A 24501-nucleotide genomic window follows, 5' to 3' on the forward strand; every position below is an offset into this window, starting at 1 on the left:
TTTCTTAGACAAAAAAATGCCGAGGTGAAGGACCTCGGCATTTTAAAAGTAAACAATCTTATTTAATCGGCTTTTTTATACTCAGTATAGGCTTCGCCCTCACTCAACCATTTAGGCGCAGGCATGCCTTTGAGGTAGTGATCGAAGTATTCCATCATACGAATACTGTAATCGAGCTTATTAGGATACTTCTTAAGATGATGTGGCTCATCCTGATATTGCAAGAACACCACATCCTTACCCGCACGGCGCATGGCAAGGTACAGCTCAACCCCTTGCTCCCAAGGCACCGCATCATCTTTATCACCAAACATGATCATCATAGGTGTCTTAATACGCTCAGCGTAAAATACCGGTGAATTTTCAATATATTTCTGTGGTGATTTAAACAGGCTTTCACCAATGCGGCTCTGGCCTGTTTCATATTGGAACTGTCTCGCAAGACCACTTCCATGACGAATGCCACTATAGGCGCTGGTCATATTAGACACAGGGGCGCCGGTCACTGCAGCTTTAAAGATATTGGTTTTTGTTACCGCAAAAGCCGTTTGATACCCGCCCCATGAATGGCCCTGAATACCCACCGCTTGTGGATCGGCAACCCCGATGTCGATCAGGTGCTGTACGCCAGAGGTTAATGCCTGTACAGAGGTTTCTCCTGGGTAACCCACCTCGAAACGAATATCGGGCAAGAAAATGGCGTAGCCATTATCGGCATACCATGCAAAGTTCGGCCTATGATTAATCTTCATCTGTGGGAAGGCGTGCAACCTGTCGCTCATAAATCGGTAAAAGTAGACAAGTACAGGATAACGCTGACCTTCAACATAATTGGTTGGTTTGATCAAAACGCCATCGAGCGGTTTGCCGTCGCCATTGGTCCACTGAACTAACTCTGACTGTCCCCAGTTAAAGGCATCACGCTGCTTATCTAAGTTAGTTTGACGTACCGCATTTTGCGGTGCATCGACAGAGGCGGTGTAAAGATCGGGAAACTGATCGTACTGCTCTTTAGAGTACACGATTGTCTGTGCATCTTTACTGCGCGCCAGCAACTTAAGCTTATAGTCGCCATCCATTAAAGGCTTCACCCCTGCGACTCCTATCTGCGCACGGTAAAAACCATCGCCCTTGGTGATATCGTTATAGCCATGAAGCAAAACTTTATCACCATTAGCTAACACACTTGGATACTCTTTATCTTGAACCAAGCCAGTTACTCGATATTGGATCTGTTGCTCACGTCCCTGACCTGCTGTCAGTTTAAATGTATCATTCGATAGCGTATTGACCTGCCAAATATCAAACTTGTCGTAAATCAACAAACCTGCATCATCACCAATCCAAGGACCAAAACCATAACTTGGCGCGTTTGATGGGTAGTCATGATCTTCATTGGCAAAAGAAACACCTAAATCTTTGGTAATGTTGATGCGTCTATCTTGAGCTATCTCATACAGGAACACGTTCCCGTGCAAGTAATAGGACACAAACTTTTCACCCGGGGACAAATTCGGCTCTTCTGAACTGCTCTGTTGAGTAAGCAGCGGGATCTTCCGTCCTGTATTGAGATCAACCAGATAAAAATCACGATAAAATCCAGCCCAAGTGATCATCTTACGGTATGGCAGATCAGAACTGGCCAGTACATAGCGCTGCTGTTGCTGCACCTCTATATCTGGCACATCGAGATCAGCAAGCTGCACTAAGTTATTGCCCTTGACATGCAGTACAGCTAAATAGGTTCGCTTAACCTCCTTCTTATATTGCTGAACTTCATGAGGCTTAATACGAGGATCCTCACCATGCCATACTCTAAGCGCACGATTTGAGGTAATAATATCTTTATCAAATAGATCGGACTGCTGCTCATATTTAGCCAACTCTAATTGCTGAGCCACCTGAGGCACACGGCCAAAGAACAAGCGTTGACTGTCATCGGAAAAGCGTAGCTCAGCGTAACGATTAAGCGTCCAATCTGCTGACTTAGGCGTTTTAACAAGCTGGTTATTTTCAAGGCTCAAAAGTGCCAATTCATATTCGCGACCAAAAGGTGCAACCTTGGCATCACCATGGGTAAAAGCTAAATACTTACCATCATTTGATAAAGCGATAGCACCAAATTGCTGCTGTTTTAAACTATGGACAGTCGAAGTGCTATTATCGGCCAGCTTAACCAGGTTTAACTCATGCTTATTGGTTTCGATATTATTTATCGCCAATGCAAAATTTAACCCTGACTGATCAAAACTAAGCGCCGTAACGTCTTTAAAGGTTATTGATTTCAAATCGTTAAGAGAAAGCAGCTCGACTGTCGTGCCCTTATCCTCTTTATCGACTTCTATATCACTTTTAGCGCTTTGCCCATTATCAGCCGATTTTTCATCTTTTTTTGACTCTTCGGCTTCAAACCAGATAGCTAGATGAGTTCCCTTATCATTGAACTCAAAGGATTTTACACGCTCATAGCGGATCTCTTCACCCGTTGAGGTATCTAACAAAACCAAGCCGGGCTTGAGTTTCTTCTTGGCTTTCTTGCTGGCTGTTTCTGATTCCAAAAGCGATACTTCATCGACAAACGCCACAAAACGGCCGTCATGGCTAACTTTTGGCTTACTCGCGCCTTTTACACTAAACTGCTTATTAGCTACGAGGTTCCTTACAAGGCCGTGACTATCGCCACGATCCGGAGTCACCTCAACGGCCAGCATATTGCCAGTATCTGAAATAACAGGCTTTTTAAGCGATTCGAATCGCATAATATCGTCGGGAGTGATGCTATTGTTGGCCGCTATCAAGTTTGCTGACAGCAAACTCGTCGAGAATAGCAATAGAGATGTAATAGGTAATGACTTCAAGGTCTTCCTCATTATTTATTATTAGACTAAAGTAGACTTTTTAACCTTCTAACGATCAATCATCGTCATAAGCAGTTATTTATGCAAGTTACCCTACAGAAAAAAACGTGAGATTGCTCACTATTTCCTGTGAAAGTTGTGTAAAAGTGTTTAAAATACATCGAGCAAAAAGAAAATAATTCCAACTCACTTGCCGTGTCCCAAGACATGGTCAGACAATTGCAGTAACGCCTAACCGTGGTAGGACTATCCATGACAAAAAGAACGATAACCGTTATCCCTGGTGATGGGATTGGCCCAAGCATTATTGACTCAGCACTTAAAATTCTTGATAAAGCTGGTTGTGACTTTGAATATGAGTTTGCAGATGCCGGTCTCGCTGCGCTAGAAAAGCACGGTGAACTATTACCTCAGCGCACATTAGAGCTTATTGAAAAAAATCGCATTACACTAAAAGGCCCACTAACAACACCTGTTGGCGAAGGCTTTACCTCTATTAACGTGAGCCTACGTAAGCAATTCAGCCTTTACGCAAACGTACGTCCAGTACTGTCTTTTAAAGGCACACAGGCCCGTTATGACAATATCGATATCATCACAGTACGTGAAAATACCGAAGGCATGTATTCAGGCCTAGGGCAAACCGTCTCTGATGACGGTGCAACCGCTGAAGCAACCAGTATCATTACTCGCCAAGGTGCAGAGCAGATCACCACATTTGCTTATGAGCTTGCCCGTAAGGAAGGCCGTAAAAAAGTCACTATCGTCCATAAAGCTAACATCATGAAGTCTACCTCTGGACTATTCTTGAAAGTCGCTCGTGAAGTGAGCCAGCGTTACCCAGATATCACGACCGAAGAGATGATTGTTGACGCAACCTGTATGAAGCTGGTGATGAATCCTGAAAACTTCGATGTGATTGTCACCACAAACCTATTCGGTGACATCTTATCAGATCTTTGTGCTGGCCTTGTTGGCGGCCTAGGTATGGCACCTGGTGCTAACATTGGTAGCGATGCGGCAATTTTTGAAGCGGTGCACGGTAGTGCGCCAGATATCGCTGGCAAAAACCTAGCAAACCCAACTTCTGTTGTACTGGCATCGATTCAGATGCTTGAGTATTTAGGTATGTCAGATAAAGCCGAGCTTATTCGCAACGCGATTACCGCTGTGATTGAAGAAGGCGACCGCACCACACGTGACCTAGGTGGTACTCACGGTACAACCGACTTCACTCAGGCCGTGATTGAGCGTTTATCTTAATAATCAAGTTATGATTCAATAAAAAGGCCCCATGTTTTCACATGGGGCCTTTTTTAATGCTTTGTCCCGACCCGAGTTGAGTCGGCACTTTAGTCAATATTTACCAAGGCTGAGTAGGTCTCAAGCAAAGGTGAACGGTCACTTCATCACGGTCATGGTAAAGATGCTTAGCTGCGATAGTAAAATCATCTACGCCGTTCTCTTTTAAGATCTCTTCCATGGTCGCCAAAATGGTCGACACCTCTTTATAGCGTGCCTTCATCGGTAGCTTTAAGTTAAAAATCGCTTCTTTAAACCAACCGTTAATCGCCCATGCCTCAATCAGCTCGGCCACGCGAGATGGCTTTTCAATCATGTCACACACAAGCCAGGTGATATTCTTTCTAGGTGGCTCGAATCTAAAGCCGTCAGCCTGATAATGTTTAACCTGTCCGGTATCCATTAGACCTTGATCCATCGGCCCATTATCGACAGCGGCAACAAACATACCGCGTCTCACAAGCTGATAGGTCCAGCCACCTGGGCATGCGCCAAGATCCACAGCCTTCATACCACTACTGAGGCGAGTCTCTTGCTCTTCTTTAGGGATAAAGTGAATAAAGGCTTCATCAAGTTTTAATGTCGAGCGACTCGGTGCGTCCGCTGCGATCTTAAGTCTTGGGATCCCCATGAAATATGGCGAGCTATTGTTACTTAACGAGTAACCCACATAAGCTTGACCCGAAGCGACAAAACAAACGTGAATAATCGGACGCTTGCTGTTTTCTTTTTCGAGTAAGGTACCTGACTTCTTCAGTGCCTGTCTTAGGGGCACTGTAAACTTGCGACAGAAATTAGATAGCTCTTTTGCTTCGTTAGTATCTGGCGTTTCAACACGTAATTCACCCGCTTTATGCACTTGAGTCAGCGCTTCAACTATCGGGCTAATTCTATCTTGCTCCGGTAAGCCTTTAAGCAACTCCTTGGCCGCAAACATCTGTCTGGTAAAAATAAGCGAGTCTAGACTGATATTTTTAGCTAAAACTTCAGCATCACCGGCTTGGAAGCACTGAAAAATCACATAAGCATCGTTGGTGTTGGTTTTTACAAATCCACCAATATCGAGCTCAGCTGCGCGCACTTGGATCTCTGCTGCACAATCTTTCTCATAGCCAGCACGGCAAAATAAAAATAGGTTTATCATTGAATTTCCTGAAGATAAAAATAATATCAATCAAAATAGCACTTAGTAAAAGCGTTACCTAGGCTTCAAAGCATAACGCTAAAAACGGTCTGCGTTATTGAAGTATTGATATAAAAAAGCGGCCAACAAAGTTGTTGCCCGCTATTTTACACTGTTCAAGCTTTGCTGTGTACTGTCTAAAATTTAATATTCACCGCGCAGCCTTAACCTATAGATAGACTAAGTCACCACTAAAAGCTTAATCCAGCTCTTTAACGCGATTACGCCAAACTGCGACGGCGATAAATAGCCAACCTAACAGGAAGCAGACACCACCCATTGGGGTAACAGGACCAGTCCATTTAGCGCCGATTAACGCATAGAGGTACAAAGATCCCGAAAACAGCACCATACCCGCGATAAAGAGGTAGCCGGCCCAGTCCAATAATCGCGACTTTAGCCAATGACCAGAGAACGCCACCGCAATCAGCGCGAACGTATGGTAGAACTGATACTCAACGCCTAAATTAAAGATGGCAATGAGATCTGGCGGCGCCACATTCTTCAATCCATGGGCACCAAATGCGCCCAATGCTACGGCAATAAAACCACTCAATGCTGCTAGCAGCAAAAATCCATTACGCATTAAACCTCCAGCTAGCCATCGACTCCGCTGCCGACAGATAGAAAATTTGCATTCCAAATAACTGTATTATCACTCGTTATGATAACTGCGAGATAAAGCCTTTTATTAGCGATACCGCCTGAGCTAGGTTAGCCTCTAACGTAGTTCCTGACGACTTCCTTGGCTTAAAACTATGATCGCCATCGGTTAACCAATGCAGTTGTACTTTTTTCATTTCTGGCCAAGTGTCAACTAATCCCTTATGACCAAACTTATCTCGCTCACCTTGGATCACCATCAGTGGCGCTAACCCCCCCTCGATCGGTTCTAAACGCGGCTCGCCACCACTGAGTGGAATAAAGGGATAGCCAAGACAGGCAACACCATCAACCTTTAGGCTCTCGGCTAAAATTGTCGACATCCGCCCCCCCATAGACTTGCCCACTAAGTAGACTTTCTTAGGCTTAAACTGTTGTTTAAGAATACTAAGCTGCAGCGCGTAGTCGGCAATCAACTTCGGCGCCCTGTCTGGCGGACGACGCTTACCATCGATGGCATTGGCACGCATATAGGGAAAGTTAAAACGCACGACTGTTGCGCCTACGCTCAGCCCCTTGGCCATCTGAGTCATAAATTCATGGTGCATATTCGCGCCTGCACCATGGGCCAAGATAATCAAGCTGTCGCAGTCTTTTTCGGCGCTATCTTTTTCGGCACAGTCTACGAGATAGTGCTGCGCATCGAAAGCTAGCTCCTCGGGAGTTAATTCAGCAACGGCCGCGGCTAACTCACCCTCAAGGTAGGCTTGTTTTAACTTATCCTGTAAGCAGCTCACTGCGCGTCTCCTCTTCGAACATATCGAGCATCCACTCTCTAAAAGCTGCGACCTTACCAATATCGGCATGGCTTTGTTGGCACACTAAGTAATATGCATTTTTACTGACTAAAACTTCAGGAAAAGGACAGATAAGACGACCCGCTTTAATATCGGGCCTTGCAAGTACACTGTAGCCTAGCGCCACACCCTGGCCGTGAGCGGCAGCTTGTAGCACCAATGAAGAATGACTAAATATTGGACCTTGGTTCACATTAATATCAGTAATTCCACATTGTCTAAACCAAGCCTGCCAATCTTGGCGACTAGAGTCGTGCAATAGGGTATGATTTTTCAAATCGCTAGGTTTTTCTAATGGCTTGGGACCGCTTAATAATAGCGGTGAACAGACCGGAATTAACACCTCATTCCTGAGCTTATCGGCTCGCATTCCAGACCAGTTCCCCATACCATAATAGATGGCCACATCAACGTCATCGGTCAGCGAGCCATCTTCATCATCCACAGCCTTAATTCGCACATCGATCTCTGGATTTTTCTCACTAAACTTGGCCAATCGTGGCACTAACCATTGAATCGCAAAGCTCGGCGAAGTGGCTACAGTAAGGGAACCGATAGCACTTCGGGCTAATAATCTATCGGTGGCATCGGCAAGTTGGGTGAAAATATCTTTGATGTCGAGAAAGTAGCTTTGCCCCTCCTCTGTTAGCAGTAATGAACGGTTCTTACGTCTAAATAATTTTAATCCAAGATACTCTTCTAATGCCTTGATTTGATGACTCACGGCAGCCTGGGTAACAAACAACTCTTCTGCCGCTCGAGTGAAGCTCAAATGCCTAGCTGCTGCCTCAAATGCCTTCACCGCATTCAGGGGAGGTAATCGTCTTGCCATAGTGATCCAGATCCCGGTTTTTAATTAGTTTTTCTAATGTCTATTGTTACATTTTATCGTTTGTTAAGGCCAGTACTTTCGTTCAGAATTTGCCCCAACGAAATGATACTAGTTGGACAGCCTCTACGACGTAATTGGGGAGTGTCTAACAACCCAAATACTAGCCCGGAGGCTACCGCGTATGTTAAACCTAAAATCAGTATTTGTTATCGCTATCCTCGGCGCCTCAGCCAGTGTTAGTGCCGACGAAATCTCTATCAACACCAAAGATATCGAAGCGACATTAACAGCTAACTTAACAGAAAGCATGGAGTTAATGCAGGCTCAACTGACTGCTGAGCTAGATACCATGTTAGCAACTGATGAACTAAAGAAGAACGAAGAAGCTACGGCTCAAGTATTATTAGCCGACTAATAAAGCGCTAGTACTTCAACTTTAAAACCACCTAATAGAGGTGGTTTTTTTGTATCTATTAACCGCTAGCTAGCGGTTAATAGCTACAAAAAAGGCAACCAATATTGGTTGCCTTTTCGTTTAAGCTCACTCTAGCGCTCACAAACGCCGTTTAAGGACGGTAAACCTTAACATTGGTGTAACCTTGCTCTTGCAGATAAAGCGCCTGTAGCTTGCTCATCACGCCACGGTCGCAATATAACAGGTAATTCTTCTCTTTATCGAGATCACCAAACAGCGTCGCTAGCTTATAGAAAGGAATCGCCTTCACTTCGACACCAGCGACTTCAAGGGGAGCCTTCTCCTCCTCTTCTGGTGCACGGACGTCGATAATGATCTCACCAGCACTAATCGCATCGACAGTTTCTGTTGCGGTAATTTTGGTATCCATCTGAGTTGCAATCTCCCTAATATCGATAACTTCTGCATCTGCAATCACGCGCTCGAGCAGATCTTCAGAAAACTTAGCTTCTTCAGCTTCAACTTTTGACAACACCGCTTTTACCGTTGGCTTTTGAGAAATAACGCCACAATACTCAGGAATTGATTTAGCAAAGTCTTCGGTACCGATTTCACGGCTAATATTGATGATGTCTTGCTTATCCATTGCAATAAGAGGACGCAAAATCAATTGCTCTGTACAGCGGTCGATGACATTTAAGTTAGTCAAGGTTTGGCTAGAAACCTGCCCCATCGCCTCACCCGTAACCAAGGCTTGAATGCCCATCTTATGCGCCACTTTTGCTGCAGCACGCATCATCATACGCTTTAACACCACGCCCATCTGGCCGTTATCGACGCGCTCTAGAATTTCTTGTACCACAGGGTCAAACGGCACAGAGATAAACTTAACCTTATGTGATTCGCCATACTTCTGCCACAAGTGGTAAGCCACCTGCTTAACACCGATTTCGTGCTGGTCGCCACCTAAGTTAAAGAAACAATAGTGAGTACGAGAACCACGCTTAATGAACTGGTAACTCGATACGCCTGAGTCGAAACCACCAGAGATCAGTGACAACACATCTTCCTGAGTCGCCATCGGGAAGCCGCCAAGGCCTTCAATACGCTTATCGATGAGATATAGGTGTTCATTATCAATCTCTAGATGCACTGTCATATCAGGATCTTTTAAGCGAACACCCGCTGCTTCGGTAAATTGATTCAATCCACCACCCACATAGCGCTCAACTTCAATAGAGTTGAAGTCATGCTTACCCGCGCGCTTAACGCGTACACAGAAGGTCTTGCCAACAAGCTGCTCTTTATAAACAGCTAACGTCTGCTGGTAGATATCGTCGACTGAAGTGAAGGTACTCACGTTTACTTGCAGTACATGAGCGATACCAGGAATACAGGCTAAACGCTCACCAAAGGCTTCAACCAGATCTGGCCTATCATCTGGTACCATCACCATGATCTTGTCCCACTGACGCTGTACTTTAGCGGACTCATCCACCTTTCTAAGTACATTACGAATATTGGTCTCGAGCATCTTGGTAAAACGCATTCTTACCGGCTTGCTCTTCATCATGATTTCAGGAAACAGTTTTACGATAAATTTCATTGGTCTTCCGCGAGGGGGTAGTTTAAACAGCAATTTTCCGATTATAACAAGAACGCGGGGCAATTGCGTATATCCAATGTCAGTTTGTCACCACAAAAATCAATTATTCCCCTATCAATAACCTGGAATCGCTAAAATGAAAAAGGCGCGCAACCCAGTCTCCTAGGTTGCGCGCCTCTATCGCTGACTAATGACAGCTACTGACTCACTTGGATCTCTTGAGACTCTTTGGCTTTGCCCTGCTCTATCGCAATCTCGACTCGGCGATTTCGTGCGCGATTAGCGCTAGAGTTGTTCTCTACTAGCGGATCCGATGACGCCATTCCCACCACCTTCATCCGCTTCGGATCAAACCCCTTAACCTTAATCAGCTCATGCCCCACGGCTACGGCACGTTTACTCGACAGATCCCAATTAGAGCTATAGAGTTCGTTAGAGATATTCCAGTCATCGGTATGCCCCGATACGGTAACGATGCCAGGCACATCCTTAAGCAATTCACCCACACGGCGGATCACAGGTTTAAACCTAGGTTGCAAGAAGCCCGAGCCTGAGGCGAAGGATCCTTTTTCTCGAATGCGAATAATGATCTGTTGCCCAAGTGACTCGATCTCGATGGCACCATCGACAATCTCTTTATTGAGCTCCTGGGCCATCTTCTTCACCTGCTCATTAATCTTATCTTGAGCCGATGCTTGAGTTTTCGTCGATTGCGTATCCGATTGAGCGGCATTTTCAGCCTTGGCTTCGGCCTCACTCTGCTCCTGCGCCGTTGCCGATGCTTGACCACCGCGCTGTTCGCCGCGCTGCTGCTGAATGCCGCCAGCACTATCATCTTCGCCCTCTTGAAACTCAAGCATTGGCTCTGTCATCTCGTTAGTTTGCTGGTTGATGATCTCAATCGGCGTAGGCTCGGGACGCCCCGGCCTAAATTCAAGGGCAATCACCGAGGTGCCTTTAGGAATATCTTTGACTTCGACTTTATTCTGCACACCGAAGGCGTACTTCATCGAACCTGCAATCTGCTTAAACTTCATCACATCCATTTCTGAAAACGCGAGCAGCAGTACGAAGAAACACATCAGCAACGACATCAAGTCGGCGAAAGTTGCCAACCAGAGCGGCGCACCGGGTGGCGGACAATCACATTTGGCTTTTTTAGCCATCTGTTTACGCCCCGTCCAATGTGTCTATTTTTCTTGATTTTTCGGATAGGTAATTCTTCAAAAAACCCTCAATGACTCTTGGGTTCTGGCCATCTTGAATCGCCAACACCGCATCCATAATAAGATTACGGTTTAACATCTCTTCACTCATTCGAAGGGATAGCTTATCGGCAATTGGTAGTGCGACCATATTGGCAACCACTGCCCCATATAAGGTAGTTAGCAGTGCAACCGCCATCGCGGGGCCAATAGACTTAGGATCATCCATATTTGATAGCATGCCAACAAGACCGATTAGGGTACCAATCATGCCCATCGCTGGCGCCACATCACCAATAGACTTAAAAATACCGATCCCCGTTTTATGACGCTCCTCAGTCAGGGCGATATCTTTTTCTAATGCATCGCGCACCACATCCCCATCGTGGCCATCCACCAACATGTCGACTGCTTTTTGCATAAAGCTGTTACTGATCTCAGCCTCTTCCAACGCCAAGAAACCACCCTTGCGTGCGGCATCTGCCATAGAGATTGACTGTTCGATAAGCTCTTCTGGTTTATCTAGCTTAAAAATAAAAGCTTTAGCTGCAATCTTAGCGGAACCTAAAAACTGCTTGAGGTTATATTTCATCATAACCACAAATAATGAGCCGATTAGAACGATGAGAATCGAGGGCACGTTGATAAAAATGCCAATGCCACCACTACTGACCATTGCCATGATAATGAAGACAAATGCGCCAATAAGTCCAATTAGGGTTGCTAAGTCCAAAACCGCTCCTCAAATACCAATCAATACACTGTTTTTCGACTGTCTCGAATACCAAGTGCTACATAAAATGCTGAGAATAAAATAAGTAGCGACAATATTACGCCTTAGATGCTACGGCAAGTACCAAGAGGCTAAACATGCCATTAGCCGCTACTTTTTTGGTATTCCAACTTATATAACGACCAAAATGATAATCTCTTGAGTGATATTTCCAGCAATTCGTGTTCATTTTCCGCTAAAATACGCCTTCGCTTGCAGGAAATCGCCAATCCCCTAACCGTTTGGCCGTAGGGTAGCGCTGTTAACTCACGGATGTTTTACTTACTTTAAAAGCATGTTTGCAATTGAAAGCGTGCTTTTGCGCAAATAGTCAACGGCTCAATTTGACCCATGTGCCCTGCTGATATACTTTGTGTACCGCTTATTTCTAGGAATGATCATCGTGGCAAAAAAACCAGAAAATCTCTCATTTGAAGATTCACTTTCCGAGCTAGAAAAAATCGTAACCGATTTAGAGCATGGCGACATCGCTCTCGATGATGCATTAAAGCAATTCGAGCGCGGAATTAAACTTGTGCGCAACAGCCAGAGCAAGTTAGAAAATGCCCAACAAAAAGTCGCGGTGCTAATGCAAGAAAAGGGTGTCGACACCCTTAAACCTTATGATGTCGAGGGTGAGTAATTGTTAGTAGCGTCACTGAAACAGTACCAAGAGCGTATCAATCAACAGCTTGAATTTCGCATCGACTCGCTAGCCGATATCGATCCGCAGCTTAAAGCGGCCATGAAGCATGGTGCCTTAATTGGCGGAAAACGAATTAGACCCTTTCTGGTTTATGCTGTCGGCGACATGTTAGGTGTTAAGCTTGCGACCTTAGACGCTTGTGCAGCAGCCGTTGAATGTGTTCATGCTTACTCGCTTATTCATGATGATCTACCCGCCATGGATGATGATGCGCTGCGCCGCGGCCAACCAACTGTGCATATCGCTTTTAACGAAGCAACCGCAATATTAGCCGGTGACGCACTGCAGGCACTTGCCTTCGAAATTATCAGCGATCCGATTGAAAACATTACTCCATCACAGAATTTAGCTATGGTTAAAGCCTTAGCTAGCGCCTCTGGGTATAGTGGTATGTGTGGTGGTCAGGCGATGGACTTAAGTGCCACCAATAAGCAGATCGAACTCGCCACCTTAATACAGCTACACAAATTAAAAACCGGTGCGCTTATTCGCTGTGCGGTAGAGTTTGCCATTATTGCCGCTAAAGTAGAGGGACAAGAGCGTCAAGCCCTACTCGACTTTGCCGACGCTATCGGCCTCGCCTTCCAAGTACAAGACGATGTCCTCGATATTATCGCTAGCACCGAAGAGCTTGGAAAACCGCAAGGTTCAGATACAGATTCAAACAAAAGCACCTATCCAAAGTTGCTTGGATTAGAGGGCGCCCAAAAAACTGCGAGCAGTTTGATTGAGGACGCACTATCAGCGCTGGCCAAATTACCATACAATAGCCAGCTAATTGCAGAATTCGCCCGTTACATCGTTGAGCGAAGAGTATAATAAAGAGACAAAGAATCTCGATATGAGTTTTGATATTTCTCAATTCCCTGTGCTTGCACAGGCTAATACCCCAGATGAGCTAAGACAGCTCCCTCAAGCCGTACTGCCACAATTGGCAGATGAGCTTAGAGGTTTCCTATTGAAGTCTGTTGGTAAATCAAGCGGTCATTTCGCTTCGGGCCTTGGTACGGTGGAACTCACCGTAGCACTTCATTACGTGTACAACACGCCATTCGATAGACTTGTTTGGGACGTAGGCCATCAAGCCTATCCACATAAAATCCTGACAGGTCGTCGCGAAAAAATGCACACCATTCGTCAGAAAGGTGGCGTGCATCCATTCCCGTGGCGTGAAGAAAGTGAATACGACACCTTTAGCGTCGGTCACTCTGGCACCTCAATCAGTGCAGCATTAGCTATGGCTGTTGCCGCCGAAAAAGAGCAAGCTGGCCGTAAGGTTGTTGCGGTTATCGGCGATGGCGCGATGACTGGCGGCATGGTATTTGAGGCGATGAACCACGCAGGTGACTTGCACAACGACATGCTAGTGGTACTAAACGATAACGAGATGTCTATCTCTGAAAACGTTGGCGCGCTAAACAATCATCTTGCCCAGCTGATGTCAGGTCGTTTCTACACCACGATTCGTGAAAGTAGCAAGAAAGTGCTTCAAGGTATGCCAGTTATCAAAGAGATGGCTAAGCGCACCGAAGAACACCTTAAAGGTATGGTCGTGCCGGGCACCATGTTCGAGGAGCTAGGCTTCAACTACATCGGACCAATCGATGGCCACGATGTGGACGCCCTCGTCGAAACCATGCGCAATATGCGCAATCTAAGCGGCCCACAGATTCTACATATCATGACCAAGAAGGGTCGTGGTTATGAACCGGCAGAGAAAGATCCGATCGGCTGGCACGCCGTGCCTAAGTTTGATCCGTCAACCTTTGAGAAGCCTGCCACTATGCCATCAGACCCAACCTTCTCTGAAGTGTTTGGTAAGTGGTTATGTGACATTGCTGAAAAAGACGAAAAGGTCTTGGGGATCACCCCTGCGATGCGCGAAGGCTCTGGTATGGTTGAGTTTTCTCAGCGTTTCCCTAAGCAGTACTTCGACGCCGCAATCGCCGAGCAACATGCCGTGACCTTAGGTGCGGGTTTCGCCTGCGAAGGCTACAAGCCTGTGGTGGCGATTTATTCAACCTTCCTACAACGTGGTTACGATCAAATGATCCACGATGTAGCACTGCAGAGACTGCCTGTACTGTTCGCTATCGACCGCGGCGGTATCGTTGGTGCCGATGGCCCAACTCACCAAGGGGCATTCGATTTAAGCTTTATGCGCACCGTCCCCAACATGGTGATCATGGCACCGTCTGATGAAAACGAATGTCGTCAGATGCTGTATACCGGTTATTGCTATAACGACGGCCCAACGGCTGTGCGCTACCCACGTGGCAGTGCGACAGGGGCTAAACAAGTAGAAACCATGACGGCTCTGCCAATTGGTAAAGGCTTGATTAAGCGCCAAGGTAAAAAGGTCGCCATCCTTAACTTTGGTACGACATTAGCCAGCAGCTTAGTCGCTGCAGAGGCACTTGATGCTACCGTTGCCGATATGCGCTTCGTGAAGCCGCTTGATGTTGAGCTAGTTAAAGAACTAGCTGCAAACCATGATGTGCTCGTGACAGTTGAAGAGAACGCCATTATGGGCGGCGCGGGCTCAGGTGTACTCGAACTATTACAGACACTGAAGATGCCTAAACCAGTATTACTCATCGGCTTACCTGATGAGTTTATTAAGCACGGCGCACCTGAAGAGATCATCAGCGAGCTAGGATTAGATGCTGCGGGAATTCAGAGACAGATCGAAGAGTTTCTTGCTTAATCTTATCTAGGTAGAGGCTTTGATTAAAACCAGCTAAATAAAAAGGACTGCCATGGCAGTCCTTTTTTATATCTTGATGCTAAGCCATGGCTTAGCATCAATGGCTCATTAACCTTGAGAAACCATCACCATCGCAGGGCGAAGTAGACGCTCGTTCAAGGTGTAACCCTTCTGCATCACCATCATAACGGTGTTTGCAGGGAAGTCTGCACTTGGCTGCATGCCAATAGCTTGGTGAAGTTCTGGGTTAAACGCATCGCCTTGTGGGTCAACCTGGACTAAACCAAATTTCTCAACTGTGCTCACGAAGCTCTTAGCAGTTAACTCTACGCCTTCGTAAATGGCCTTAGTCGCTTCAGCTTCAGCGTCTGTGCCCTGAAGAGCACGTTCCATATTATCCAATACAGGCAGCAACTCATTAATAAACTTTTCTAAAGCGAACTTATGTGCCTTCTCGACATCGATGGCCGCGCGGCGACGAATATTGTCCACTTCTGCTGCGGCGCGGATCACTGAGTCTTTTTGCGCTTCAACTTTTGCTTCTGCTTCTTGCAAAGCTTTTTCTAACTCTTCAACACGGAAGTTAGCCTGAGTAAGCTCATCCATCAAAGAGGCTTCGTCTGTGGTTTCTGTGCCATTTTCATTTAGCAATTCACCCTCTACGATCTCTTCAACTTGGTTATCTTGTGCTTTATTTGTTTGGTTGCTCATTTTTGCTCCAGCTAAAAATGCTTTGTTTCTGCATGCTCTGGGCATATTATGGGGATCAAATTTAAGGTTTCAAGGCCTAAAGCTGGATCTAACATAAATTATGAGCAATACGTTTCACACAATTGGTCTAATCGGTAAACCTAACCATAAAGGAACCACACAGACCTTAAAAAGGTTGCATCATTGGCTTAGCATGCAAGGCTACAAAGTGTTGGTCGAAGAGCGAGTCGCTGGTGAACTTGGGCCTCAAATCCAATCTGTCGACCTGTTAGAAATTGGCAAGCAATGTGATTTAGCCATCGTTGTCGGTGGTGATGGCAATATGCTAGGTGCGGCTCGTGTGCTTGCAAGATTTAATATCGGCGTCATCGGCGTTAACCGAGGTAACTTAGGCTTCTTAACCGATCTGCCCCCCGACTCCTTCGAAGAAGCCTTATCTAAAGTACTCGAGGGCGAGTTTGAAATTGAGCAGCGATTCCTACTCGAAGCCGAGGTACATCGTCACGGCGAGTTAAAATCGAGTAATACCGCAGTCAACGAAGCGGTACTGCATCCAGGTAAGATTGCTCATATGATCGAATTTGAAGTCTATATTGACGACAAATTCATGTATAGCCAACGAGCCGATGGCATGATTGTCTCAACCCCTACTGGCTCAACGGCCTACTCTCTGTCGGCAGGTGGCGCTATTTTAACGCCAAATCTCGCGGCGATGATCTTGGTGCCCATGTTTCCACATACGCTTTCCTGCAGGCCAATCGTCGTCGATGCAGCCAGTATCATCAAGCTAGTCGTATCCCCACACAACGGTGATAATTTAGAGGTTAGCTGTGATGGTCACGTTCATCTGTCCGTTCTGCCTGGTGATGAGATAATTATCAAGCGCAGCGAGGAAACCCTAAGGCTTATTCATCCGAAAGGACATAACTACTTCCACGTGCTGCGTAGCAAACTAGGCTGGGGTAGCAAACTGTTCTAATGATTCAATACTGCCGATATGCCGACTTAGGCTATCGGCATCACGTCTGCCCTTGCCCTTCCTGTAAACTCGTAAATTTCATAACTTCCACCGTTAGTAAGCTACAGTATTTATTGCACCGTATTTTAGGCGGTAGAAACTAACGCTATGTTAGTTAAATAACTAAGCCAGCCAAAAACATTAACTTAGATTAATAATGATAATTAAGCGTAAAAGAACAATACGCAAAGTGTGACGATGGTCACGACCAGAGTGTAAATCAAAGCTCTTAGTAAGCACCAAATAAGAAATTTAACGATCAAATTCAGCATAAATTTATCGCCAAAAGTTACATATCGATACCTTTACCGCTAAAAATGTTGCAAAAATTACACTCCGCATGACAATCTATCATCAACGACCATATTTAGCGTGATCGCGATCACCTTATGTAAAACTCAAAAACTGTGAGCGATCTCACTAACAGTATTATCAACCACAATTAGGGCAGAGCATGATCTAGATCATCTTTGTTAATTGCTAATTCACGTTTAGTACACACCCTACCCGTCACAACTAAAGATAAACAGAGACTCGGGTAGCAACAATTGAAGTGAGTCGCTCAAATTTAGCCATTCAAATCTAGTCATTTGAATTAGAAATTGAAGCTAGTTACAGCAATATAAATCAAACGAGGCAAGCATGACCTTTATTCAACTACTCGCAAGCTTAACGCCGATTATCAGCGTAATGCTGTTTTTAGTCCTGCTCCGGATGCCAGCATCGAGAGCCATGCCAATTTCGATGGTATTCACGGGGCTTGCAGCCGTATTTATCTGGCAAATGGACACCACCTTCCTTGCCGCTTCAGTGGTTGAGGGCTTACTTTCAGCATTAACGCCATTGACCATTATTTTTGGTGCTGTGTTTCTGCTTAATACGCTTAAGTATTCTGGCGCAATGGATACCATTCGCGCGGGTTTCACCAATATTAGTGGTGATGCTCGCGTACAGGTGATTATCATCTGTTGGCTGTTTGGCTCATTTATTGAGGGCTCTGCAGGCTTCGGTACCCCTGCCGCAATTGGTGCGCCACTGCTGGTGTTACTTGGCATTCCCCCCATCGCAGCTGCGGTAGTGGCGCTGATTGCCGACTCAACTTCAGTTTCGTTCGGTGCTATCGGTCTTCCCGTTCTGTTTGGTATGGAGCAAGGACTGACACAGGGCGGTAGCAATATGGCTGCTGAGCAGATTGCCCAGCATGGTGGCAGCTTCGCCGATTACGCACAGTTTATTGCGATGCACATGATCACTATCGACCTAGTGACGGGCACACTGATCCCATTAACTATGGTTGCGATTCTGACTGGCTTCTTCGGCCGTAATAAGTCGTTCAAAGAAGGCTTAGCCATTTGGAAGTTTGCCCTGTTTGCAGGCCTTGCCTTCACGGTTCCTGCATGGTTAATCAACTATTTTGCAGGCCCTGAGTTCCCATCGGTTATCGGTGCACTTGTCGGTATGGCGCTTGTCATTCCAGTCGCTAAGAAAGGCTATCTACTGCCAAAAGAGCAATGGAATGATTTTGCTGAAAATGACGGACAAGAACGTAAAGAGTTAGATACTGAGGTTAAGTTCTCACAAATTGCGGCGTGGTCACCCTACCTTATCATGGCTGCGTTGTTAGTACTGTCACGTACTGTAGCCCCACTAAAAGCTTGGTTATCTAGCTTTAACATCAGCTGGACTGGATTATTAGGTACGGAATTAAAAGCAGGATTTGCGACACTGTATGCCCCTGGCGCTTTCTTTGTCTTAGTCTGCATCCTTGGTTTCTTCCTCTTTAAAATGAAATCACCTGCGATAAAAGAGTCTATCTCTGTCTCTTGTAAGTCTATGGTTCCCACCATTATCTCTCTAGGTGCATCTGTTCCTATGGTGAAGATCTTCCTTAACTCTGGTGAAAATGCATCCGGCCTTGCCTCTATGCCAGTTGCGCTTGCAGATACTCTAGCTAACACCATGGGCGCAGTTTGGGCTTGGGTGTCACCGATTGTGGGTATTTTCGGTGCCTTCCTATCTGGCTCAGCCACCTTCTCAAACATGATGTTCTCCGGCCTGCAATACAGTGTTGCCGATAATATTGGCGCTAACCACGCACTGATTTTGGCGATGCAAGGCATTGGTGCTAACGCCGGTAATATGATGTGTGTGATGAACGTGGTCGCGGCGGCTACGGTTGTTGGCATGGCAGGACGCGAGTCCGAGATCATCCGTAAAACAATGCCTGTAGCACTAGGCTATGCTTTAGTCGCAGGTACTATCGCAGCGGTTTGGGGTGGCTTCTAGCCCTTCCCACTCTGGCAAGACGATAAACAGAAATAATAATATCGAGAAAGCCGCACAAACAGCGGCTTTATTCACTCAAAATATGTGTGTGAGATAAAGTTCATGTCGATTAATTATGAAGCAGTATTAAGAGATTTACGTAGACAGGTGGGTGAACACGCCGCCACCAACGATCCGGTCCGCCGTTTTGCTTGGTCTACCGATGCTAGTTATTTCCGCATCGTACCTGAGATTGTGGTTCATGCCGATACCTTAGAGCAAGCCAAACGCACACTCGCCATTGCTCGCACCTATGGCGCGCCAGTCACATTTAGAGCTGCAGGTACTAGCCTTTCAGGCCAAGCCATTGGCGAAGGCATTTTGCTTATCCTCGGCCATGACGGCTTTAGAACCCTCAGCGTGAATGAAGATGCATCGAAGATCACCTTAGGCACAGCCGTTATCGGTGGCGATGCGAACGCAGTACTCAAGCCTCTAAATAAGAAAATTGGCCCCGATCCCGCCACACTTGCTTCAGCCAAGATTGGTGGCATCGTCTCCAACAACGCCTCGGGTATGTGCTGTGGTACAGCGCAAAATAGCTACCAAACGATTGCTTCGGCCAAACTACTATTTGCCGATGGCGCTGAGCTCGACACAGGTTGTCAAGCGTCAAAAGATGCCTTCACTCAGTCTCATCCACAACTTTTAAAAGAACTTACTGATCTGGCAGAGCTAACTGTTAACAACACTGTGCTCGCTCAACGCATTCGTAAAAAGTTCTCCATCAAAAATACCACGGGCTATAGCCTGAATGCACTGGTAGACTTTGTCGATCCATTTGAACTCATTAATCACCTGATTGTAGGTGCCGAGGGTACACTGGCGTTCGTTGAAGAGGTTACCTATCACACGGTCGATGAAGCACGCTTTAAAGCCTCAGCCATGGCGGTATTTTTCAATATGGAAGATGCCGCTCGCGCGATTCCGCCACTGGTTGGCGACAGTGTTGCAGCAGCAGAACTATTGGACTGGGCCTCTATCAAGGCGGTAACAGGTAAGGCAGGAATGCCACTATGGCTATCAGAACTGCCTGAGGGAGCCTCGATTCTACTGATTGAATCACGCGCGAATGATAAGCAAACTTTAGATCGCTATACCCAAGATGTCATCGCCAAGCTTTCCCATATCGAGACTGAACGCCCGATCACATTCAGTGATGACCCCGCGGTATTTGGTCAATATTGGGCAATGCGCTCGGGTCTGTTCCCAATTATTGGTGGCGAGCGCCCTAAAGGCACCTCTGTAATCATCGAAGATGTTGCCTTTGAACTTGAACATTTAGCCGCAGCAGCAAATGATTTGACCGAGCTATTCCATAAGCATAACTACCCTGAAGGTGTTATCTATGGACATGCGCTTGCGGGTAACTTCCACTTTATCATAACGCCAACCTTTAACTCTCAAGCCGATATTGAGCGCTTCCACGCCTTTATGCAAGATGTCGCCGAGATGGTGATCAACAAATACGATGGTTCGATGAAGGCCGAACACGGCACAGGCCGTGCGGTTGCACCTTTTGTTGAAATGGAATGGGGTAGTGACGCTTACACCTTGATGAAGCGCATTAAGCAAATTTTTGATCCTGAAGGCCTATTAAACCCAGGAGTTATTCTTAACGATGATAACCAAATTCACGTTAAAAATATCAAGCCATGTCCTGTGGTCGATGACTTAGTCGATAAGTGTATCGAATGCGGCTTCTGCGAGAAAACCTGCCCAACGTCAGCGCTAAATATGTCGCCACGTCAACGCATTGCGACCTTAAGAGAGATCGAGCGTCTAGAGCAATCTGGTGACAAGCAAGCCGCTAGAGAGATGCGCGCCGCCGCCAAGTATGATGTGGTCGATACCTGCGCCGCCTGTCAACTTTGTACTATAGCCTGTCCGGTTGATAACAGCATGGGTGAGCTAGTACGTAAGCTCAGAACCCCTTATATCACTAGCACAGAGCAGAAAGTGCTCGACTTCCAAGCTAAGCACTTTGGCGCTGTAAACCAGGTGATCAGCACAGGTTTCGATGTGCTCGGTACCATCCACAAGATAACCGGCAGTGCGATAACTGGCGCGATAATGAAAGCCGGACGCGTAGTCAGCAAAGAAGTGCCCTATTGGAACCCTGATTTTCCAAAGGGAGGCAAGTTGCCGAAACTGACCGCAGCAATTCCGGGGCAGGAAACCGTAGTTTACTTCCCTGCTTGTGGCGGCCGCACCTTTGGTCCTACACCCAAAGATCCCGATAACCGAACCTTGCCTGAGGTCATCGTGACTTTGCTTGAGCGTTCTGGTTATAACGTCATCACACCGGAGAAGACCCGTGAACTGTGTTGCGGTCAGATGTGGGAGTCCAAGGGAGACTTTAAAAACGCCGATGCTAAACGCAAAGAGCTAATTGAGACTGTTGCTGCCATGACCCAAGGCGGCAAACTACCGGTTATCATCGATGCGCTCTCGTGTACTTACCGCACTCTTGCAGATGATAAGTCACTGACCGACAGAGTCGAGATTGTCGATATGGTTGACTTCATCCATGACAAACTGCTCGGTAAGCTTACTATTACGCGTCAGAAACCTGCAGTAGCACTACACTTAGGTTGTAGCGCACGCAAGATGAAAGTTGAGCCAAAGATGGAAGCGATTGTTGAGGCCTGCAGCAAACAGGTTGTTCGTCCAGCTGGAATCGACTGCTGTGGCTATGCCGGTGAAAAAGGCTTGTATAAACCAGAAATCAACGCCAGTGCACTGCGTAATATTAAAAAGCTCATTCCTGTCGATGTGAGTGAAGGCTACTACGCTAACCGCATGTGCGAAGTAGGTCTAACTCAGCATAGTGGGATCTCTTATCGTCATCTGGCTTATCTACTAGAGGAGTGCACTCGCTAAAGCCTTTCAAAGTTAAGCCTAAATTTCAGCAATAACCCTCTCATTAGGGGCAGCGACTGCCCCTAATTCTTTTCATTTATCATCAAGATAACTCCAGCCTCAACCAAACAAACCATTTTTAGTCATTCAGATTACCCACCTAGAGTATAAACTCAATAATTAACATATTAAACAAACAGATAGCTTGTTTTCATTTTTGCAAAAATGACTCTTGTTATTTGCTAAATTAGCACTACTTTTTACAAGGTTATCGGCCTATATTTAATGTGTGAATAAATATAGGCGAATGTCCGCTTACTAAAAAGTCGGCTTTTTGAGCAGGCTTTTTGCGGCTACTTTTACAGTTAGAAAGTCGCTAACAATGTCTGCAAAATAGAAGAGAAAACACAATGAAGATCGCACTTTTCATTCCGTGTCTAGTGAATCAGATGGTCCCAGAAGTGGGAATAGCCACCTTAGAATTATTAGAAAAACTCGGACACCAAGTCATACTGCCAAAAGGCCAAACATGCTGCGGCCAGCCCATGACAAACTCAGGTTGTTATAACGAAGCCAAGAAGACCACCATGAAACTGCTCAATGCCTTCAAGGGCGTTGAATGTGATGCTATCGTCTGCCCTGCCGCTTCCTGCCTCGTTGCCGCTAAAGAGAACTTTCATGAGTTCGATAGCAGCCCAGAAGCTCAGGCTGTCATTGATAAACTGTATGAGTTAACCGAGTTTCTTCACGACATCTCTCCTATTCCAGCCTTTAATAAGCCTTTCCCACACAAGATCAGCCTACAGATGAGCTGCCATGGCATTCGCATGCTCGACTTAGCCACCCCGAGTGAGCAGATGGGGCCAAGAATGAATAAGTTCGAAGCTGTACTTGCTGCGATCCCTGAGATTGAAATTGTCTATCCAGATCGCCGCGATGAGTGCTGCGGCTTCGGTGGCACCTTCGCCCTAGATGAAGGCGCGGTATCCGCCAAGATGGGCAAAGATAAAGCCCAGGCTCACGCCGAAACTGGCGCAGTCTATGCCGTTGGCTTCGATCCCTCTTGCTTACTGCATATCGATGGTATGGTCAGACGGCAGAAACTGCCAATTGAGACTCGCCATATCGCTCAAATCATCAACGCAGCGCTTTAGGAGAAGATATGTCTAGCTCTAAATCAGCGGTACATGCCCATAAAGCGGAGATCTTCTGTAAAGATGAGTCTCGCGTCGATTGGCACTCTAAAGCCCTTTGGGTACTTCGAGAAAAGCGTGATCGTGCGGCAGGCAGCTTGCCAGAATGGGAACAGCTACGCCAAATCGGCTCTGAGATGAAGCTGCACACGCTAACCCATTTAGCGCAGTATCTCGAAGAGTTTGAGCAAAACTGCCTCAAAAACAATATCAAGGTGCACTGGGCTAAAGATGGCGCAGAGCATAACCGTATCGTGCATGAAATCTTAGCCAAACATCAGGTCAAAAAGCTGGTTAAGTCTAAATCTATGCTCACCGAAGAGTGCCATATGAATCCATTTTTGCAGCAACGTGGCATCGAGGTGATAGATACCGACTTAGGTGAGCGTATTATCCAGCTTGCAGGGCAGCCACCATCACACATTGTAGTGCCAGCGATTCACCTGAAAAAAGAGGAAGTGGGCGATCTGTTTCATGACAAACTCGGCACAGATGCTGGTGCCTCAGATCCGCTTTACTTAACCCGCGCCGCCCGTGCTCACCTGCGTGAACAGTTCCTGTCTGCCGATGCGGCGATGACAGGGGTTAACATGGCGGTTGCGGACACTGGTGCGGTGGTAGTGTGTACCAACGAAGGCAACGCCGATATGGGCGCCAACTTACCTAAGTTGCAACTGCACTCAATGGGTATCGACAAAATCGTGCCTAACATCGACAGTGCAGCGGTACTGCTACGTACACTCGCCAGAAATGCGACTGGCCAGCCGATCACCACTTACAGCTCTTTCTATCGCGGCCCACAAGAGGGTGGTGAGATGCATGTCATTATTGTCGATAACGGCCGTACTGATATGCTGAAAGACAAAATCTTAGCCGAATCACTTAAGTGTATTCGCTGTGGTGGCTGTCTCAATACCTGCCCTGTTTATCGCCGCTCTGGTGGCTACAGCTATAACTACACCATTCCCGGTCCAATCGGCATCGCTGTTGGGGCTAAAACCGATGATACTAACTCTATTCCTTGGGCCTGTACCTTATGTGGCAGCTGCTCTTATGTATGCCCAACGAAAGTGCCTCTGGATAAGATCATCCATCACCATCGTCGCCTAAAAGCCGAAGCTGGGAAACTGCCTTACGGCAAGTCAGGCTATATGCCGCTAGTCGGCAAGTTCATGGCCAGTGAAACGGCGCTAAACTGCTCGATGAGTATTGCCCGTACGGCACTGAAGATCCTACCAGGCAGCCTATTGAAACCATTCTCAGGCGCTTGGGGGAAATATCGCGAATTACCTGTGGCCCCCAACTCAAGCTTCGAAGCTTGGTTTAAGAAAAATAGAGGGTAGAAA

General features: G+C 46.5%; 19 protein-coding genes. 10 read left to right on the plus strand and 9 right to left on the minus strand.

Going from position 1 to position 24501, the window contains the following annotated elements:
• Positions 1-62: 62 nt before the first annotated feature.
• A complete protein-coding gene (locus tag L1D44_RS02580) occupies positions 63-2858 on the minus strand; it encodes a prolyl oligopeptidase family serine peptidase (RefSeq protein ID WP_239888707.1) in 2796 nt (931 codons plus the stop codon).
• A gap of 252 nt (positions 2859-3110) precedes the next feature.
• On the opposite strand from L1D44_RS02580, the gene L1D44_RS02585 reads away from it, so the two are divergent.
• Positions 3111-4121 carry an isocitrate dehydrogenase gene (locus L1D44_RS02585; protein ID WP_220768498.1) on the plus strand — a complete coding sequence of 337 codons (1011 nt, stop codon included), beginning with the start codon at positions 3111-3113 and terminating at the stop codon, positions 4119-4121.
• 100 nt (positions 4122-4221) lie between these two features.
• Here the strand turns inward: L1D44_RS02585 and rlmM are convergent, their stop codons facing one another.
• From rlmM to L1D44_RS02605, 4 genes are all read right to left on the minus strand, one after another.
• A complete protein-coding gene (gene rlmM / locus L1D44_RS02590) occupies positions 4222-5304 on the minus strand; it encodes a 23S rRNA (cytidine(2498)-2'-O)-methyltransferase RlmM (RefSeq protein ID WP_220768497.1) in 1083 nt (360 codons plus the stop codon).
• Positions 5305-5542: 238 nt separating this feature from the next.
• A complete protein-coding gene (locus tag L1D44_RS02595; RefSeq protein WP_220768496.1) occupies positions 5543-5929 on the minus strand; it encodes a DUF423 domain-containing protein in 387 nt (128 codons plus the stop codon).
• 76 nt (positions 5930-6005) lie between these two features.
• Positions 6006-6587 carry an alpha/beta fold hydrolase gene (locus L1D44_RS02600; RefSeq protein ID WP_239888840.1) on the minus strand — a complete coding sequence of 194 codons (582 nt, stop codon included), beginning with the start codon at positions 6585-6587 and terminating at the stop codon, positions 6006-6008.
• Between the two features lie 136 nt (positions 6588-6723).
• Positions 6724-7635, minus strand: coding sequence for a transcriptional regulator GcvA (locus tag L1D44_RS02605; RefSeq protein WP_202721792.1), 912 nt, complete (start codon positions 7633-7635; stop codon positions 6724-6726).
• A gap of 181 nt (positions 7636-7816) precedes the next feature.
• Here L1D44_RS02605 and L1D44_RS02610 point away from each other — a divergent pair, with 181 nt between their 5' ends.
• On the plus strand, positions 7817-8050 hold the full coding sequence (locus tag L1D44_RS02610; protein ID WP_239888708.1) for a hypothetical protein: 234 nt from the start codon (positions 7817-7819) through the stop codon (positions 8048-8050).
• A 151-nt stretch (positions 8051-8201) separates the two neighbouring features.
• On the opposite strand, the gene thiI is transcribed toward L1D44_RS02610, so the two are convergent.
• From thiI to pomA, 3 genes are all read right to left on the minus strand, one after another.
• Positions 8202-9656 carry a tRNA uracil 4-sulfurtransferase ThiI gene (gene thiI, locus L1D44_RS02615; protein ID WP_239888709.1) on the minus strand — a complete coding sequence of 485 codons (1455 nt, stop codon included), beginning with the start codon at positions 9654-9656 and terminating at the stop codon, positions 8202-8204.
• A gap of 197 nt (positions 9657-9853) precedes the next feature.
• Complete coding sequence (locus tag L1D44_RS02620) at positions 9854-10822, minus strand: flagellar motor protein MotB (RefSeq protein ID WP_239888710.1); 969 nt, start codon at positions 10820-10822, stop codon at positions 9854-9856.
• Positions 10823-10826: 4 nt separating this feature from the next.
• On the minus strand, positions 10827-11594 hold the full coding sequence (gene pomA / locus L1D44_RS02625) for a flagellar motor protein PomA (RefSeq protein ID WP_239888711.1): 768 nt from the start codon (positions 11592-11594) through the stop codon (positions 10827-10829).
• A 442-nt stretch (positions 11595-12036) separates the two neighbouring features.
• Here pomA and xseB point away from each other — a divergent pair, with 442 nt between their 5' ends.
• Genes xseB through dxs form a run of 3 tightly spaced genes read left to right on the plus strand, consistent with a single transcriptional unit; the run spans position 12037 to position 15046 of the window.
• Positions 12037-12276, plus strand: a complete 240-nt coding sequence (xseB, locus tag L1D44_RS02630) for an exodeoxyribonuclease VII small subunit (RefSeq protein ID WP_239888712.1) — start codon at positions 12037-12039, stop codon at positions 12274-12276.
• Entirely contained in the window at positions 12277-13158 is an 882-nt protein-coding gene (gene ispA / locus L1D44_RS02635; protein ID WP_239888713.1) for a (2E,6E)-farnesyl diphosphate synthase, read from the plus strand. It abuts the gene before it with no gap.
• 22 nt (positions 13159-13180) lie between these two features.
• Positions 13181-15046, plus strand: a complete 1866-nt coding sequence (dxs, locus tag L1D44_RS02640) for a 1-deoxy-D-xylulose-5-phosphate synthase (RefSeq protein WP_239888714.1) — start codon at positions 13181-13183, stop codon at positions 15044-15046.
• 108 nt (positions 15047-15154) lie between these two features.
• On the opposite strand, the gene grpE is transcribed toward dxs, so the two are convergent.
• A complete protein-coding gene (grpE, locus tag L1D44_RS02645) occupies positions 15155-15757 on the minus strand; it encodes a nucleotide exchange factor GrpE (RefSeq protein WP_239888715.1) in 603 nt (200 codons plus the stop codon).
• Between the two features lie 100 nt (positions 15758-15857).
• Between grpE and nadK the strand changes: the two genes are divergently transcribed.
• The 5 genes from nadK to L1D44_RS02670 all read left to right on the plus strand — a co-directional run bounded on the left by nadK (position 15858) and on the right by L1D44_RS02670 (position 24498).
• Positions 15858-16736, plus strand: a complete 879-nt coding sequence (nadK, locus tag L1D44_RS02650; RefSeq protein WP_239888716.1) for an NAD(+) kinase — start codon at positions 15858-15860, stop codon at positions 16734-16736.
• Between the two features lie 681 nt (positions 16737-17417).
• On the plus strand, positions 17418-19061 hold the full coding sequence (locus L1D44_RS02655) for an L-lactate permease (RefSeq protein WP_239888717.1): 1644 nt from the start codon (positions 17418-17420) through the stop codon (positions 19059-19061).
• A 102-nt stretch (positions 19062-19163) separates the two neighbouring features.
• Positions 19164-21983, plus strand: coding sequence for an FAD-binding and (Fe-S)-binding domain-containing protein (locus L1D44_RS02660; RefSeq protein WP_239888718.1), 2820 nt, complete (start codon positions 19164-19166; stop codon positions 21981-21983).
• 389 nt (positions 21984-22372) lie between these two features.
• The gene (locus tag L1D44_RS02665) at positions 22373-23116 is read left to right on the plus strand and encodes a (Fe-S)-binding protein (RefSeq protein WP_239888719.1); all 744 of its coding nucleotides are present in this window, start codon (positions 22373-22375) and stop codon (positions 23114-23116) included.
• Positions 23117-23124: 8 nt separating this feature from the next.
• On the plus strand, positions 23125-24498 hold the full coding sequence (locus L1D44_RS02670) for a lactate utilization protein B (protein ID WP_239888720.1): 1374 nt from the start codon (positions 23125-23127) through the stop codon (positions 24496-24498).
• The last annotated feature ends 3 nt before the right edge of the window (positions 24499-24501 follow it).

Origin of the sequence: Shewanella sp. Isolate13, assembly GCF_022398325.1 — a bacterium.
Classification (GTDB): domain Bacteria; phylum Pseudomonadota; class Gammaproteobacteria; order Enterobacterales; family Shewanellaceae; genus Shewanella.